Here is a 13,907-nt window from a genome sequence, read left to right on the forward strand (position 1 = left end):
CCGCGGCGATGTCCGCCGCTCCTGAAAACTTCGAAGACACCGCCGCCCGCCTGCGCGCCTGCCGGCTCTGCCGCGACGCGCCCCTCTACGGCGCGCCCCTGCCGCACGAGCCGCGGCCGGTGGTGCAGGGCTCGGCCACCGCGCGGCTGCTGATCGCGAGTCAGGCGCCGGGCAACCGGGCGCATCGCAGCGGCATCCCGTTCAGCGATCCGTCGGGCCGGCGCCTGCGCTACTGGCTCGGGCTCGACGAGGCGGCCTTCTACGATCCCAGGCGGGTGGCGATCCTGCCGATGGGCGCCTGCTTTCCCGGCCTCGACGCCAAGGGCGGCGACCGGCCGCCACGGCGGGAATGCGCGCCGACCTGGCGGGCCGACCTCCTCGCCGGGCTGCCGCAGCTCGATCTGATCCTGGTGATCGGCCAATACGCCCAAGCCTGGCATCTCGGGCCGCGTCCGGGCGGCCTCACCGAGACGGTCGCCCGCTGGCGCACGATCCTCGACGCCTCGGCGCGACCGCGGGTGCTGCCGCTGCCCCACCCCTCCTGGCGCAACAACGGCTGGCTCCGCACGAATCCATGGTTCGAGGCGGAGCTGCTGCCGGTGCTGCGGGCCGAGGTCGCGCGGGCGATGCAGGCAGAGGCGGGGTGAGGATCGTTCAAGGCCGCAACCGCCCTGACGGCATCAGGCCGGTTGCGGCTCTTGGTCTTTCTTTTGTCGCGCATTCTTTCGACGAACCGGCGACCACTTCGTCGGAATGCGCTCAGAAGAAGAACGTCGTCGTCATGTAGCCGTAGATCGTGTCGCCGGTATTCGGCGCATTCGGCGCGTTGCGCAGCACATCGCCCTTGAGGAGGTAGGCGACGCCGCTGTCGAGCACGATCGAGCGCGGCACCAGCCAGTAGCGCACCCGCCCCTCGATCTGGTGGCCGGCGAAGCTGCCGGAGCGGCCGGTCCGGTCGCGCACGCCGGTGGCGGCGAAGCTGTCGGTCGGGTTTTCGAGCCAGAGGCTGCGGTAGTCGATGAAGGCGTCCCAATCGGGGTCCGGCGCGACCTCGAACCGGATGCCCGGCGAGATCAGGTTCGCCCGCTGCACGGCGCCGTAGAGGCTCGTCGGGCCGTAATCGAAGCGCCGCGCGCCGTAGAGCGTGTCGAAGCGGGTGTAGCTGTTGGGGTTGGCGCTGTCGCCGCTGGCATGGTCGTAGTGGAGCGAGATCCGGGGCGCCCAGGCGGTCTTGAAGGTGTAGCCGGCCTCGGCGTGCACGAAGTAGGCCGACACGGGCACGTCGGTCACGTCGGTGATGGCGGCGGTGTTGCGCGCGACGCCGAGCTGACCGACCATTTCGAGTTCGTGGTCGAACTGCCCCGGCTTGGGCACGCGGTAGAGCCGGAAGCCCGGCGTGAACAGGCGCCGGTCGCGGGTCTGGATGCCTTCGAGCTGCGAGCCGGAATCGCGTTCGAGCAGCCCGTAGCCGTAGGCCTCCAGGATGCCGCCGAGCACGCCCGCCTTGGTGAAGATGCCGCCGAAGAGCTGGGTGTCGAGGCCCTCGTGATCCCATTCGACGCTGTTGCTGAGGATGCCGGCGCGGTCGTCGGGCAGGCGGTAATGCGGCAGGGTGTAGAACAGGCGCAGCCGGTCCTTGGCCGCATTCTCCCAATCGTAGGCGATGCCGGTGAAGGCGTTGATGGTGTTGCGGAACTGGTTGCGGGCGATCAGGCGGCGCGAGCCGACATTCTGCGTGAAGCGCCCGACGGTGAGCGTGCTCACGGTGCCAAGGCCCGCGGCATCCGCCATGTCGAAGCCGAGATAGGCCTGGCCGAGTTCGAACGCGTTCACCTCGGTGGTGGCGATGGAGTTCGAGTTCCGGCGCTGGAAATAGGCCCGGCTGTCGAAGATCTCGCCGCCGAACCGGACCGGGCCGCTGTCGTACTCGGCAAACAGGGTGGTCTGCATCGAGAACAGGTCGTTGGTGGCCGGCGCGGGGGCGGGGCGGAACTGCCCGCCGAGCCCTTCGGCCCGCGGCCGGAAGCTGCCCTGGATCTTCCAGTTCTCGGGCTTGCCCAGGGCCTCGTAGAGGGCGAAGTACGGCTTCTGCTGCAGCGTCTGGCCCGGCGCGACCTGCGCGAAGGCCGCCACCGGAATCAGGCTGCCCAGAGCCGCCGCGAGACGGACCAAGCCTGTCACGGGCCGAGGCCTGGACTGTCGTCCCCCATGAAACACCCGGCCGCATCTTCCGAACACATCGGATCTGTCAGCCCGTTGCAGGCTAGCCTCGAACATACCGAACACAGGAACCCCTCGATATTCAATTTTTGTCGGATTGTTCGGGATTATGTTCGTAAGAGCTTGGCGTTAAAACAGGAAATTATGCCAATTTTCCAGGAGTCGAGAGGAGTTCCTCGTGCATAGACAGCAAAAAGCCGAGAACAATCTCTCATGTCCAATCTACGAGAAGGAAGGATATTTAATCCGCCACACCGGCTGAATTTCACGGCGGCGGCATCGCGCAGCGGTTGCAGCGGCGTCTCGCCCCACAAGAGATACGGCGTTGACAGGCGGCCCTCCTTGGGAGGATCGCTGCCGGCGCGCTTCCATCCACGTAACGAGAGCCCGATGCCGGAGAGTGCCGACCCTCGCGACCGCCTGATCGTCGCCCTCGACCTACCCGACGTGGAGGCGGCGGAGCGGCTCGTCGCGCGCATCGGCGACGCGGCGACCTTCTACAAGATCGGCTACCGGCTGGCCTATGCCGGCGGGCTCGATTTCGCCGCGCGGCTGGCGAAGAGCGGCAAGAAGACCTTTCTCGATCTCAAGCTCCACGACATCGGCAACACCGTCGAGGAGGGGGTGCGCTCGGCCTCGGCCCTGGGGGCGACCTTTCTGACGGTGCACGCCTATCCGCAGACCATGCGCGCGGCCGTGCGCGGGCGGGGGCCGGGCCTGAAGATCCTCGCCGTCACCGTGCTGACCTCCTACGATGACGCCGACGCGGCCGAAGCCGGCTACGCGCTTCCCGTCGCCGAACTCGTGGCGCGCCGCGCGGAGCAGGCGGCTGAGATCGGCATCGACGGGATCGTGTGCTCGGCGGCCGAAGCCGGAGCGGTGCGCCACCGGATCGGCCCGTCGGGGCTGATCGTGACGCCCGGCATCCGCCCGGCGGGCGCGGAGGCCGGCGACCAGAAGCGGGTGATGACGCCGGGGCAGGCGCGGGCGGCGGGCATCGACCACGTGGTGGTCGGACGCCCGATCACCGGAGCCGACGACCCCCGTGCCGTCGCGCAGAGAATCGTTGCCGAGATGAAGGACGCTTAGACATGGCCAAGGGCTTCTGGATCGTGCGGGTCGATGTGAGCGACGCGGAGGCCTACAAGGCCTATGCGGCCGCCAACGGCGCCGCCTTCGCCCGGTTCGGCGGGCGATTCCTCGTGCGCGGCGGCGCCTTCGAAGCCGTGGCGGGGCAGGCGCGGGCGCGCAACGTCATCGTCGAGTTCCCGAGCTACGACGACGCCCTCGCCTGCTGGAATTCCGACCTCTACCAATCCGCCCGCGCCCTGCAGAAGGGCGGTGCCGAGGCCGACATCCTGGTGATCGAAGGGTATGACGGACCGCAGCCCGTCGTCTCCGAGCCCTCGCCGATGCCGGGCACCGCGTCGGAGTAGATCCTCGCACCGGGCGGGTTCAGCCGCCCGACCGCAGGGCGCCGAGCAGGAAAGCGATCATCACCGGCAGCGGCGGCTGGATCGTGTTGGGCTGGCGCCCCACCAGCATCGGGTGGCAGTAGCGGGTGATCCCGGCCTGGAGGCAGGCCGCCGCGCTCTTCGGATCGGCGACGGTGAAAACACCCTCACGCACGCCGTCGGCCACCACCCGCGCCAGCACCGCGCCGATGCGATCGAGATGCGCTTGGCAGACGCCCCAGCTCTCGCTCATCGCCGCTTCGACCATTTCGTGGACGCGCGGATGCGCCTCGAAGCGGCGGCGGCAATCGTCGTGGAGCGCGGTGACGATCCGGGTGAGCCGCTCGGGCGCGTCGAGCTTCGGCGCATCGGCGATCGCGACGATCATCGCCTCGATCTCAGCGGTCACTTGCTCGACCACCGCCTCGTTGATCGCCTTCTTCGATTCGAAGAAGCGATAGACGTTGGCCGGACTCATTTTGAGGGTGCGGGCGATGTCGGCGACCGTGGTCTTTTGATAGCCGATGTCTTGGAACGACCGGGCCGCCGCCTCCACGATCCGGTCACGCGTCGTCGGCGCGGCTTCGCTGGACGACGGAAGAATCTGAGCCGTGGCGGCGGGCATCGTTGTCAGTACCTAAGCTTCGACTCCGGCTGCTTGGAAAACGTGCGAGTCCGGTGATCCGGTCCTCAAAGCGGAAGTTGTGCAAGCCGTTCCACACACAAGCACTTAGCCGATGAAAGAACGCTGAAAATATGGACCGGCCGCTCGCAGGATGCCGGCCCGCGCCGATTCTGACGCAGGGCCGGGAGCCGGCGGAATGCGTTCAGGTCCTGAAGCGAACCGTCAGGAGCCGAATTGCGAGCCGAGCTGTTCGAGATACTCGGCCAGGTCGAGACCGCCGACGCGCCGACCGTACTCGAACCGCATCCCGCGCCGGATATCGACCTGGGTCGATCGGGTGTTGAGCGTGAACGGTTTCACACAGATCCAGGCGCCGTCGGTGCGGTGCTCGAAGAAACCGAGGATGTCGTGGGGGGCGGCCATGGTTTGTCTCGCAGGTGGATGCGGAGATCCAACGGCATACTGACAAAAGAGTTCAATCGTTCCGGCGCCGTTTCCCTCGAACAAGCTTGCCCGGACGATGGCAAGCTGGTCCGGACGATGGGAAGTGCTTCGAATGGCCAAGCTTGTACTGAAGTTCGCCGAAGATCGTCGGCGGGGTGGGTTCCCGTGATTGAGCCGGCTTTCAGCGCCGGCCGGTCGAGCCGAAGCCGCCCTGTCCCCTGCTCCCTTGCCCCCCTCCCCCTGGCCCGTTCGGCTCCGGCGCGCCGTCGCAGATCTCGAAATCCGGCCGCAGGACGCGGGTGAAGACGAGCTGCGCGATGCGCTCCCCCGGCTCGATACGGATCGCCGCACCGCTGCCGGGCGGGTTGCGGTTCCAGGCGGAGATCAGGAGCGGGCCCTCGTAATCGGCATCGATCACCCCGGTGCCGTTGCCGAGCACCAAGCCCTCTCGGTGCCCGAGGCCGGAGCGGGCGAAGACCAGTCCGCACCAGTCGGACTCACCGATCCGCAGCGAGAAGCCGGCCGGGATCAGCGCGGGCGGCGCCTGCGGCTCCAGCACCAGGGGGGCGTCGAGGCAGGCATGCAGATCGAGCCCCGCGGCCGCAATGCTGCCCCAGCGGGGGAAGCCCCATCCGGCAAGCCGCGGATCGAGGATGTGAAGGCCGACCTTCGAAGGGGATTGTGACAAAGGGGACTTCTCGACGTCCGGGTGAGACTGCGGAAAAGCTTTCTCCGAAGCGGCGGCATGGGGCAATCGGGGGCCGGGAGCAATCGGGGTGAGCGGATGGCACGCTGGATGGCGGGGCTGGACGGGTGCCGTGGGTCCTGGGCGGGCGCCCTGATCGATCTCGACGATCCGGCGCGCTGGCGCTGCGCCCGCTTCCCGCGGGTGATCGACCTGCTCGACGGGCCGGAGGCTCCGGTCTGCGTCGGCATCGACGTGCCGATCGGCCTGCCCGACCGGGTGAGCGGGGGACGCTCGGCCGACCGGGCCGCGCGGGCGTTTCTCGGGGCGGGGCGTTCCAGCGTCTTCCCGGTGCCGCCCCGCGCGGCGGTCTATGCCGGGAGCTACGACGAGGCGAAGGCCTTGTCGCGGGCGCATTCGGAGCCGCCCTTCGCGCCCTCGATCCAGTGCTGGAACATCCTGCGCTATGTGCGGGAAGCCGACGAACTCCTGCGCGCGCGATCCGATCTCGTGACGCGCCTGCACGAGGTGCATCCGGAGGTCGCCTTCTTCCGCCTCAATGGCGAGCGGCGTCTCGGGGCCGGCAAGAAGGGCCCGGCCCGTGCCGAGGGTCTTGCCGCGCGCCGGGCCCTCCTGATCGCCGCCGGGCTGCCCGCGGCGATGGTCGGTTCGCCGCCGCCTCCGGGTGTCGCTGCCGACGACCATCTCGACGCCATGGCCGCCCTCGTCGTCGCCTGCGACATCATCGGGGGCCGCGCCGAGCCGCTTCCCAAGGCGATCGAGCGCGACAGCTATGGCCTGCCGATCGTGATCTGGGCGCCTGCACCCCTTTCCGCGCCCCTTCCTGCGCCGCAATCGGTGCGCCTTGCCATGAGGAGTTGAGCCCCGTGACCGATCACCCCGACACGGATCTGCCGACCCGCGACATCGCCCGCGCCCTGGTCTTCGATCCTTCAAACCGCCTTCTCCTGATCGAGTACGAGGCGGTGCGCCCGATCGATCCAACCGATCCCGATGCCCGCGGCTTCTGGTTCATGCCCGGCGGCGGGCTGGAGCCGGGCGAGAGCCACGAGGAGGCCTGCCGGCGCGAACTCTCGGAGGAGATCGGCGTCGCTGAGGTGGAGCTCGGACCCTGCGTCGCCGTCTGCGACGGCCCGTTCCACCTGTTCCGCAAGCCGCGTCATGCCCGCGAGCGCTACTTCGTGGTCCGGCTCGCGAGCGACCGTGTCGATACCAGCCGGCTCGCCGAGACCGAGGACAATCCCGTCCGCGGCACCCGATGGTGGCCGCTCGATGAACTCGCGGCTTCCGCCGAGCGTGTAGAGCCCGCGGGACTGGCCAAGCTGGCGCAACGAATCGCCGCCGGCGACGTTCCGGACCAGCCCGTCCGCCTGACTTGGCGGGACGCTTGAGCTTCCTCTCACGGCATGCCAACCGCCCGTGCGGCGAGCGTGCCGATGCGCGGAGGCCGCGCGCGCTTGTCCGGCCGGCATCGGGGATCGACGCCCCGGCCTTCGCCGGCGCCATCGGCCGCACGCCATGTGCGCAAGCGCATCCGCCGGAGGGGATGGATTCGGCGGGTCAGACCGTTTGGTATGCGCGTCACCAATTCAGCAACGATGAAAGGACAACCGCCCATGTTTCCTCAGGTTCTGACCGACGGTTACCGCAGCTTCCTCGGCGAGCGGCTGCCGAACGAGCGGCGCAAATACGAGATGCTCGGCAAGGAAGGCCAGGAGCCTGAAGTCCTGCTGATCGGCTGCTGCGACAGCCGCGTCGCCCCCGAGGTGATCTTCAATACGGGCCCGGGCCAGATCTTCACGATCCGCAACGTGGCCAACATCGTGCCGCCCTCCCAGCCCGACGGCGCCTATCACGGCACCTCTTCGGCGATCGAGTTCGCGGTGCAGGCCTTGAAGGTGAAGCACATCGTCGTGCTCGGCCACGCCACCTGCGGCGGCATCAAGGCGGCCGGTTTCGGTGCCGAGCCGCTCTCCTCGGGCAACTTCATCGGCAGCTGGGTCTCGCTGGTCCAGCCGGCGACGAAGAAGCTCGCCGAGGCCGGCGACAGCAAGGACAAGGAGGGCTACCTCACCCGCCTCGAATACACGATGATCGGGCAGAGCCTCGAAAACCTGATGACCTTCGACTTCATCCGCGAGGCGGTCGAAGCGGGCAAGCTGCACCTGCACGGCGCGCATTTCGGCATCGAGACGGGTGAGCTGCGCATCCGCAACCCGAACACCGGCGAGTTCGAATCCGTGGTCTCCCGCGACGGCCAGTCGCTCGCGGCGTCCGCCCTGATCGGCTGCACCGCGGCTTAAAACTGACTGGGTGAGGTCCTCGGCGGCCGTCGCCACCGGTCTCGTCTGCCGGCACAAGGTCTGCCCGGCGGGCCGAGATCGGACACCTCATGAGGCGCGTCTGAGGGGTATGGGGTTAAGGCAAGCCTGGACGTGGCGGTCCGCTCTTTCGGAGTGGGCCGTCTCGTCGGGCCGAGCCAGCCTAACCGTGCTCTCTGCGGGCACGGCGTTCGATCGCTATTCCTGCCCGGCGGCCTCAACCGCCGCCCCCGCGCGGCGCCGGTCGAAATAGGACACGGCGCTCTGCTGCGGCAGGGTGAGGGCGTCGCGATAGGCCGCCGAGGCCAGCGCCGCGAAGGGGCCGTTGCGGTAGAAGCGGGCATGATGGCCGTAGGTGATCGTGGCGCCGTCGGGCCCGACGACGCGCCCGCCGGCCATGGTCAGCACGTGGTCGCCGGCCGCCGTGTCCCACTCCATGGTGGGGACGCAGCGCACGTAGAGATCCGCCTCGCCCGCCGCGATCAGGCAGAACTTGAGCGCCGAGGATGTGACCCGCCGCTCGGCGATCGGCAGCCGGTCCAGGCAGGCATCGGTGTCGCTGTCGCCGTGCAGGCGGCTGACGAGGGCGACGAGACCGTCGGCGGGGGCCGCGCGCACGCCCACCGGCCGGAACGCGCCCGGCCGCCCCTCGCGGATCGGCGCCTCGCGGGCGGTGGTGCCCGCCGCCCAGACCCGGCCGAGCCCCGGCGCCGCCAAAGCGGCGGCGATCGGGCGGTCTCCCTGAATGAGGCCGATATTGACGCAGTATTGTTCGCTGCCGGCCAGGAAGTCGCGGGTGCCGTCGAGTGGATCGACGAGGAAGAACAAGGGTGCGGGCTGCGCGGTGCCGGAAGTCTCCTCGGCGATCACCGGGATGCCGGGGAAAGCCCGTCTCAGGGCCGCGACGATCAGCTCTTCGGAGCGGGTGTCGGCGAGGCTGGCTGGCGAGCCGTCCGGTTTGATGACGTGCGGGCAGTCGCTGCCGTGATACCCCCGCAGAATGCGCCCGGCCTCGCAGGCGATTCCGGCCAGCTGCTCCGCAATGGTGTCCCGCATCGCGGCCGGAACGGGAGCCGTCAGAGACGCCGGCGGATCGGCCAGAATGGGAGCGGGGGCGGTCATCGTAATGTCTTCAATGACGGAACCGGGCTTGTCGATCCGAAGTCTGAGCAAATCCGGTGCGCAAGCCCGCGTGATCCGGTCCCCATGACCGCCGGTTGCGGCGAATTGGGGACATCTGTGCCGTCGCGGCGGCCTTCACCGAGCCATGAGCCTCGCAAGAGGGATCGACGATCTGCCGTGGCGCCGTCGCGCGGGACCGGCGAGCCGGACGGATTGATGTCGCCGGCTTTCCAAAGCGGCCGCCGGTGACTATTCGCTTGGCCCTATCCGGTGTCCGCCGCATCCGAGGGGCAGGCCACCTCCGCGATCGACGACACCACTTCACGACAGCCGGTTTCGACAACCGGGAACGGAGCGCGCCATGAGCGGTAACAGCAGCCTCACCCTCGACGCCCTCGATCTCTCGGCGCTGCTGTGCTCGCGCGTGTGCCACGACGTGATCAGCCCGATCGGCGCGATCGTGAACGGTCTCGAAGTGCTGGAGGACGACGATGACCCCTCGATGCGCGAATTCGCCCTCGAGCTGATCCGCAAGAGCGCGCGCACCGCCTCGGCCCGGATCCAGTTCGCCCGTATCGCCTTCGGCGCGGCGGGCTCGGCCGGTGCCTCGATCGATCTGGCCGATGCCGAGAAGGTCTCGAAGGCCATGTTCGCCGACGAGAAGACGCAGATCGCCTGGAGCGCGCCTCAGGCGTTGTTTCCGAAGAACAAGGTCAAGCTGCTGCTCAACCTCGTGGTGATCGCGTCGAGCGCGATCCCGCGCGGCGGCCTGATCGACGTGGCGGTGACCGGCGGCGGCGACGCCCCGCGCTTCGTCCTGCGCGCCAAGGGCAGCCATGCCCGCATCCCGCCCCATGTCGAGGGGCTGATCGCCGGCACGCCCGAGGGCGGCACCGTCGATGCCCACGGCATCCTGCCATTCTATGCCGGCCTCGTCGCCCGCGCGGCGGCGATGGACGTGCGCTTCACCATCGAGGGCGACGAGGTGACGGTCACCGCCACGCCGACCGAGGCGGCGGTCGGGCTGCCCGGCGCGCCCGCCCCCAGCATCGAGGACGAGCGCCCCTCCGACAGCGCCCCGCCGGACACGCAGCTTGCCTGACGCGGCCGACCCCGCAACGATCCCGCGGGAAAGCAGGCCGGGGCCGGTTCGCGCAAATTCTTGCAGCCGTCTTCTCAAAACAATTGTGAAGTCGGCCCCGCCCTCAACGCTTCAATAACTTTCCCAGGTGAGAGTGCTCGTCGCACGTCCCTTTGTGCGCGTAGACGAGTACCCCCCATGGACGATCTGCTTCGCGAGTTTCTGGTCGAGAGCGCCGAGCATCTGGACACCGTCGATGCGGAGCTGGTCCGTTTCGAACAGGACCCCAATAACCAGCAGATCTTGCGCAACATCTTCCGGCTCGTCCACACCATCAAGGGGACGTGCGGGTTTCTCGGCCTGCCGCGCCTCGAAGCACTGGCGCACGCCGCTGAGACCCTGATGGGACGCTTCCGCGACGGCTATCCCGTCAGCGGCGCCTCGGTCACGCTGATCCTGGCCACCCTCGACCGGCTCAAGGCGATCCTCGGCGACTTGGAAGCCACCGGCTCCGAGCCGGCCGGCACCGACGACGACCTGATCGGGGCCCTGGAGAAGATGGCCTCCGACGAATCGCCTGCCGCCGCAGCAGCCCCGCCCCCGCCGCCGCTTCCCGAGCTGCCGCCGATCGTCGAGCGCGAGCTCAAGCCCGGCGAAGTCTCGCTGGACGATCTCGAACGGGCTTTCATGGAAGCCCCCGGCCCCGACGATTTTGCCGCCGCGCCCGCCATGGATGCCCCGGCCCACGTCTTCGATGCCGGCGAGCCCGCGTTCGACAGCGCGCCCGAGCCCGCGGCCGCCGTCCAGGCTCCGGAGCGCCCTGCGGCCCCGGCTGCTTCATCTCCCGCCGCCGAGGGCGGTGAGAGCGCCGTGGCTGCCAAGGTGCAGACGATCCGCGTGAACGTCGACACCATCGAACACCTGATGACGATGGTCTCGGAACTGGTGCTGACCCGCAACCAGCTCCTCGAGATCGCCCGCCGCCACGAGGATTCCGGCTACAAGGTTCCGCTCCAGCGCCTCAGCCACGTCACGGCCGAGCTGCAGGAAGGCGTGATGAAGACGCGCATGCAGCCGATCGGCAATGCGTGGCAGAAGCTGCCCCGCGTCGTGCGCGACCTCTCGGCCGAACTCGGCAAGGGCATCGACCTCGTGATGTCGGGCGCCGAGACCGAACTCGACCGCCAGGTGCTCGACGTCATCAAGGACCCGCTCACCCACATGGTGCGCAACTCGGCCGATCACGGCATCGAGTCCACCAACGAGCGCCTCAAGGCTGGCAAGCCCGCCCGCGGCTCGATCCGCCTCTCCGCCTACCACGAGGGCGGCACGATCACGATCGAGATCGCCGACGACGGCAAGGGCCTCGACCTCGCTGCGATCCGCAAGAAGGCGATCGAGCGCAACTTCGCACCCGCCGCCGACATCGAGCGGATGACCGACGCGCAGGTCGCGAAGTTCATCTTCCACGCCGGCTTCTCCACCGCCAAGGCGATCACCTCGGTCTCCGGCCGCGGCGTCGGCATGGACGTGGTCAAGACCAACATCGAGACCATCGGCGGCGTGGTCGACATCGCCACCGAACTCGGCAAGGGCACCACCTTCACCATCAAGATCCCGCTGACGCTCGCCATCGTCTCGGCGCTGATCGTCAAGGCCGGCGCGCAGCGCTACGCCGTTCCGCAGATCGCGGTGCTCGAACTGGTGCGGGTCGATCCCAAGGGTGACAACACCAGCGCGAACTCGATCGAGCGCATTCACGGCGCCCCGGTGCTGCGCCTGCGCGAGCGGCTCCTGCCGATCGTCACCCTCAACGGGCTGATGCGCGGGCAGGCGACCGTCGAGGAGGGCGAGGTCGTCGAGTCCGGCTTCGTGGTGGTGGCCCAGGTCGGCCGGCAGCGCTTCGGCGTGCTGGTGGACGAGGTCTTCCACACGGAAGAGATCGTCGTGAAGCCGATGTCGTCGAAGCTGCGGCACATCCCGCTCTTTGCCGGCAACACGATCCTCGGCGACGGCGCCGTGGTGCTGATCGTCGATCCCAACGGCGTCGCCAAGCTGGTGGGCCAGAGCGCGCAGTCCGGCGCGGCGACGGAGACCGAGTCCGACGAGGTCGAGGCCGGCGACGCCAAGGCGACGCTCCTCGTGTTCAAGGGGGGCGCCGGCGGCTTCAAGGCGGTGCCGCTCTCGCTCGTCACCCGGCTCGAGGAGATCGACGCCTCGAAGATCGAGCATCTCGGCGGTCGTCCGCTGATCCAGTACCGCGGCCGCCTGATGCCGCTGGTGCCGGCCGATCCCTCGGTTCCGATCCGCTCGGAAGGCAACCAGGCGCTGGTCGTGTTCTCGGATGGCGACCGGGCGATGGGCCTCGTCGTGGACGAGATCGTCGACATCGTCGAGGAGCGCCTCGACATCGAGATCTCGGCCGACCGCTCCGACCTCATCGGCTCGGCGGTTCTGCGGGGTCGGGCGACCGACATCATCAACATCGCCCACTTCCTGCCGCTCGCCTACGACGACTGGGCGCGGGGCCCGCGCAAGACGGTGGTCAAGGCGCCCTCGCTCCTGCTCGTGGACGACTCGGCCTTCTTCCGCGACATGCTCACCCCCGTCCTCAAGGCGGCGGGCTACAGCGTGACGACCGCGTCCTCCGCCGAGGAGGCACTCGGTCTGCTCAAGGGGAGCGCCGGCCTCGACCTCGTGGTCAGCGATCTCGACATGCCCGGCCGCAGCGGCTTCGACCTCGTCGCCGCCATGCGCAAGAGCGGCGGGCGGCTGGCCGAGATGCCGGTGATCGCGCTCACCGGCACGGTCGCCCCCGACGCCATCGAACAGGCGCGGCGCCTCGCGATCAGCGATCTCGTCGCGAAGTTCGACCGCAGCGGCCTGCTCGCGGCGCTCGCCGAGATTGGCGAAGCCGCCCAGGCGGCCGACGCCCGCGCCGCTGCCTGAACCACGAACGGACCGGAAGAGGATACGCCGCCATGCAGGCCGCCAACGGAAACACCGTTCCCACCGACACCACCGACTACGTCACCGTCTTCGTCGGCGAGACGATGTTCGGGCTCACCATCGACCGGGTGCACGACGTGTTCGTGCCCGCCGGCATCACCCCGGTGCCGCTCGCGCCCCGGGAAATCGTCGGCCTCCTGAACCTGCGCGGACGGGTCGTCACGGCCCTGTGCCTGCGCCGCCGCCTCGGCATCCCCGGCCGCGAGGCCGGTGCGGCCGAGATGGCGATCGGCCTGGAACAGGCGGGCGAGACCTTCGCGCTCATCGTCGACGGTGTCGGCGAGGTGCTGAAGCTCGGCGCCGACACGCAGGAGCCGGTGCCGATCAACCTCGATCCCCGCTGGCGCGACCTCTCGCTCGGCGTCCACCGCCTCGACGGGCGCCTCCTGGTCATCCTCGACGTCGATGCGCTGCTCGCCTTCGGCGACGCCCGCGAAGCGAAGGTCGCCTGAAGCCAAGGGATGCCCGCACGATGACCGGCCCGACCAAGAACTCGACCAAGAACGTGGCGAAGACGGCGCTGATCGTCGATGACTCGGCGGTGATCCGCAAGGTCGCCCGCCGCATCCTGGAGACCCTCGACTTCAGCGTCCGCGACGCGGAGGACGGCGCCACGGCGCTGGTGATGTGCGCGGAAGCGATGCCGACGGTGATCCTGCTCGACTGGAACATGCCGAACATGGACGGCTACGAGGTGCTGCGGCTCCTGCGTCAGTCCCCGCTCGGCGACCAGCCGAAGGTTCTGTTCTGCACCACCGAGAACGATGTCGGCGCCATCGCCCGAGCGCTTCACGCGGGCGCCGACGAATACATCATGAAGCCCTTCGACCGGGAAATCATGATGGCCAAGCTCGATCTGGTCGGCTTCGCGGTGCATCCGTCCGAAGCCGCCTGATCCGTCTCCGGGGGCTTGTCCAGGCCTCCG

At 69.0% G+C, this 13,907-nt stretch carries 15 protein-coding genes; 10 read left to right on the top strand and 5 right to left on the bottom strand.

Features of this window, described 5'->3' with window-relative positions; all coding sequences use genetic code 11:
- Nucleotides 1-8 precede the first annotated feature (8 nt).
- Nucleotides 9-647: a uracil-DNA glycosylase family protein gene (locus OVA30_RS03980; RefSeq protein ID WP_268177453.1), complete on the top strand. Its 639-nt coding sequence runs from the start codon at nt 9-11 to the stop codon at nt 645-647.
- A 112-nt stretch (nt 648-759) separates the two neighbouring features.
- Here OVA30_RS03980 and OVA30_RS03985 read toward each other — a convergent pair whose 3' ends face one another.
- A complete protein-coding gene (locus tag OVA30_RS03985; RefSeq protein ID WP_253394976.1) occupies nt 760-2,286 on the bottom strand; it encodes an alginate export family protein in 1,527 nt (508 codons plus the stop codon).
- Nucleotides 2,287-2,610: 324 nt separating this feature from the next.
- Here OVA30_RS03985 and pyrF point away from each other — a divergent pair, with 324 nt between their 5' ends.
- Together pyrF and OVA30_RS03995 are read left to right on the top strand one after the other, a co-directional pair.
- Nucleotides 2,611-3,309 (top strand): orotidine-5'-phosphate decarboxylase, encoded by a 699-nt coding sequence (gene pyrF / locus OVA30_RS03990; RefSeq protein WP_268174683.1) that lies wholly within the window; start codon nt 2,611-2,613, stop codon nt 3,307-3,309.
- A gap of 2 nt (nt 3,310-3,311) precedes the next feature.
- Entirely contained in the window at nt 3,312-3,656 is a 345-nt protein-coding gene (locus tag OVA30_RS03995; RefSeq protein ID WP_003605408.1) for a DUF1330 domain-containing protein, read from the top strand.
- Between the two features lie 19 nt (nt 3,657-3,675).
- Here the strand turns inward: OVA30_RS03995 and OVA30_RS04000 are convergent, their stop codons facing one another.
- The 3 genes from OVA30_RS04000 to dut form a co-directional block, all read right to left on the bottom strand.
- The gene (locus OVA30_RS04000; RefSeq protein WP_012253132.1) at nt 3,676-4,299 is read right to left on the bottom strand and encodes a TetR/AcrR family transcriptional regulator; all 624 of its coding nucleotides are present in this window, start codon (nt 4,297-4,299) and stop codon (nt 3,676-3,678) included.
- A gap of 222 nt (nt 4,300-4,521) precedes the next feature.
- A complete protein-coding gene (locus tag OVA30_RS04005; RefSeq protein WP_003605412.1) occupies nt 4,522-4,722 on the bottom strand; it encodes a hypothetical protein in 201 nt (66 codons plus the stop codon).
- Nucleotides 4,723-4,924: 202 nt separating this feature from the next.
- The gene (gene dut / locus OVA30_RS04010) at nt 4,925-5,431 is read right to left on the bottom strand and encodes a dUTP diphosphatase (RefSeq protein WP_012253133.1); all 507 of its coding nucleotides are present in this window, start codon (nt 5,429-5,431) and stop codon (nt 4,925-4,927) included.
- Between the two features lie 96 nt (nt 5,432-5,527).
- On the opposite strand from dut, the gene OVA30_RS04015 reads away from it, so the two are divergent.
- The 3 genes from OVA30_RS04015 to OVA30_RS04025 all read left to right on the top strand — a co-directional run bounded on the left by OVA30_RS04015 (nt 5,528) and on the right by OVA30_RS04025 (nt 7,752).
- Nucleotides 5,528-6,310, top strand: a complete 783-nt coding sequence (locus OVA30_RS04015; RefSeq protein WP_268174684.1) for a DUF429 domain-containing protein — start codon at nt 5,528-5,530, stop codon at nt 6,308-6,310.
- Nucleotides 6,307-6,840, top strand: coding sequence for an NUDIX hydrolase (locus OVA30_RS04020; RefSeq protein ID WP_253394989.1), 534 nt, complete (start codon nt 6,307-6,309; stop codon nt 6,838-6,840). Before OVA30_RS04015 ends, OVA30_RS04020 begins: the two co-directional genes overlap by 4 nt.
- Before the next feature lie 225 nt (nt 6,841-7,065).
- The gene (locus tag OVA30_RS04025; RefSeq protein ID WP_012253135.1) at nt 7,066-7,752 is read left to right on the top strand and encodes a carbonic anhydrase; all 687 of its coding nucleotides are present in this window, start codon (nt 7,066-7,068) and stop codon (nt 7,750-7,752) included.
- A 216-nt stretch (nt 7,753-7,968) separates the two neighbouring features.
- Here OVA30_RS04025 and OVA30_RS04030 read toward each other — a convergent pair whose 3' ends face one another.
- Nucleotides 7,969-8,892, bottom strand: coding sequence for a 3'(2'),5'-bisphosphate nucleotidase CysQ family protein (locus tag OVA30_RS04030; protein ID WP_268174685.1), 924 nt, complete (start codon nt 8,890-8,892; stop codon nt 7,969-7,971).
- A 361-nt stretch (nt 8,893-9,253) separates the two neighbouring features.
- Between OVA30_RS04030 and chpT the strand changes: the two genes are divergently transcribed.
- The 4 genes from chpT to OVA30_RS04050 all read left to right on the top strand — a co-directional run bounded on the left by chpT (nt 9,254) and on the right by OVA30_RS04050 (nt 13,877).
- A complete protein-coding gene (gene chpT / locus OVA30_RS04035) occupies nt 9,254-9,994 on the top strand; it encodes a histidine phosphotransferase ChpT (protein WP_012253137.1) in 741 nt (246 codons plus the stop codon).
- Nucleotides 9,995-10,171: 177 nt separating this feature from the next.
- On the top strand, nt 10,172-12,922 hold the full coding sequence (locus OVA30_RS04040) for a hybrid sensor histidine kinase/response regulator (RefSeq protein ID WP_268174686.1): 2,751 nt from the start codon (nt 10,172-10,174) through the stop codon (nt 12,920-12,922).
- A 32-nt stretch (nt 12,923-12,954) separates the two neighbouring features.
- Nucleotides 12,955-13,434, top strand: a complete 480-nt coding sequence (locus tag OVA30_RS04045; RefSeq protein WP_003606250.1) for a chemotaxis protein CheW — start codon at nt 12,955-12,957, stop codon at nt 13,432-13,434.
- Nucleotides 13,435-13,454: 20 nt separating this feature from the next.
- Nucleotides 13,455-13,877 carry a response regulator gene (locus OVA30_RS04050; protein ID WP_012253139.1) on the top strand — a complete coding sequence of 141 codons (423 nt, stop codon included), beginning with the start codon at nt 13,455-13,457 and terminating at the stop codon, nt 13,875-13,877.
- Nucleotides 13,878-13,907: the final 30 nt, after the last annotated feature.

Source organism: Methylorubrum sp. SL192, from assembly GCF_026672325.1.
Lineage (GTDB): Bacteria > Pseudomonadota > Alphaproteobacteria > Rhizobiales > Beijerinckiaceae > Methylobacterium > Methylobacterium extorquens.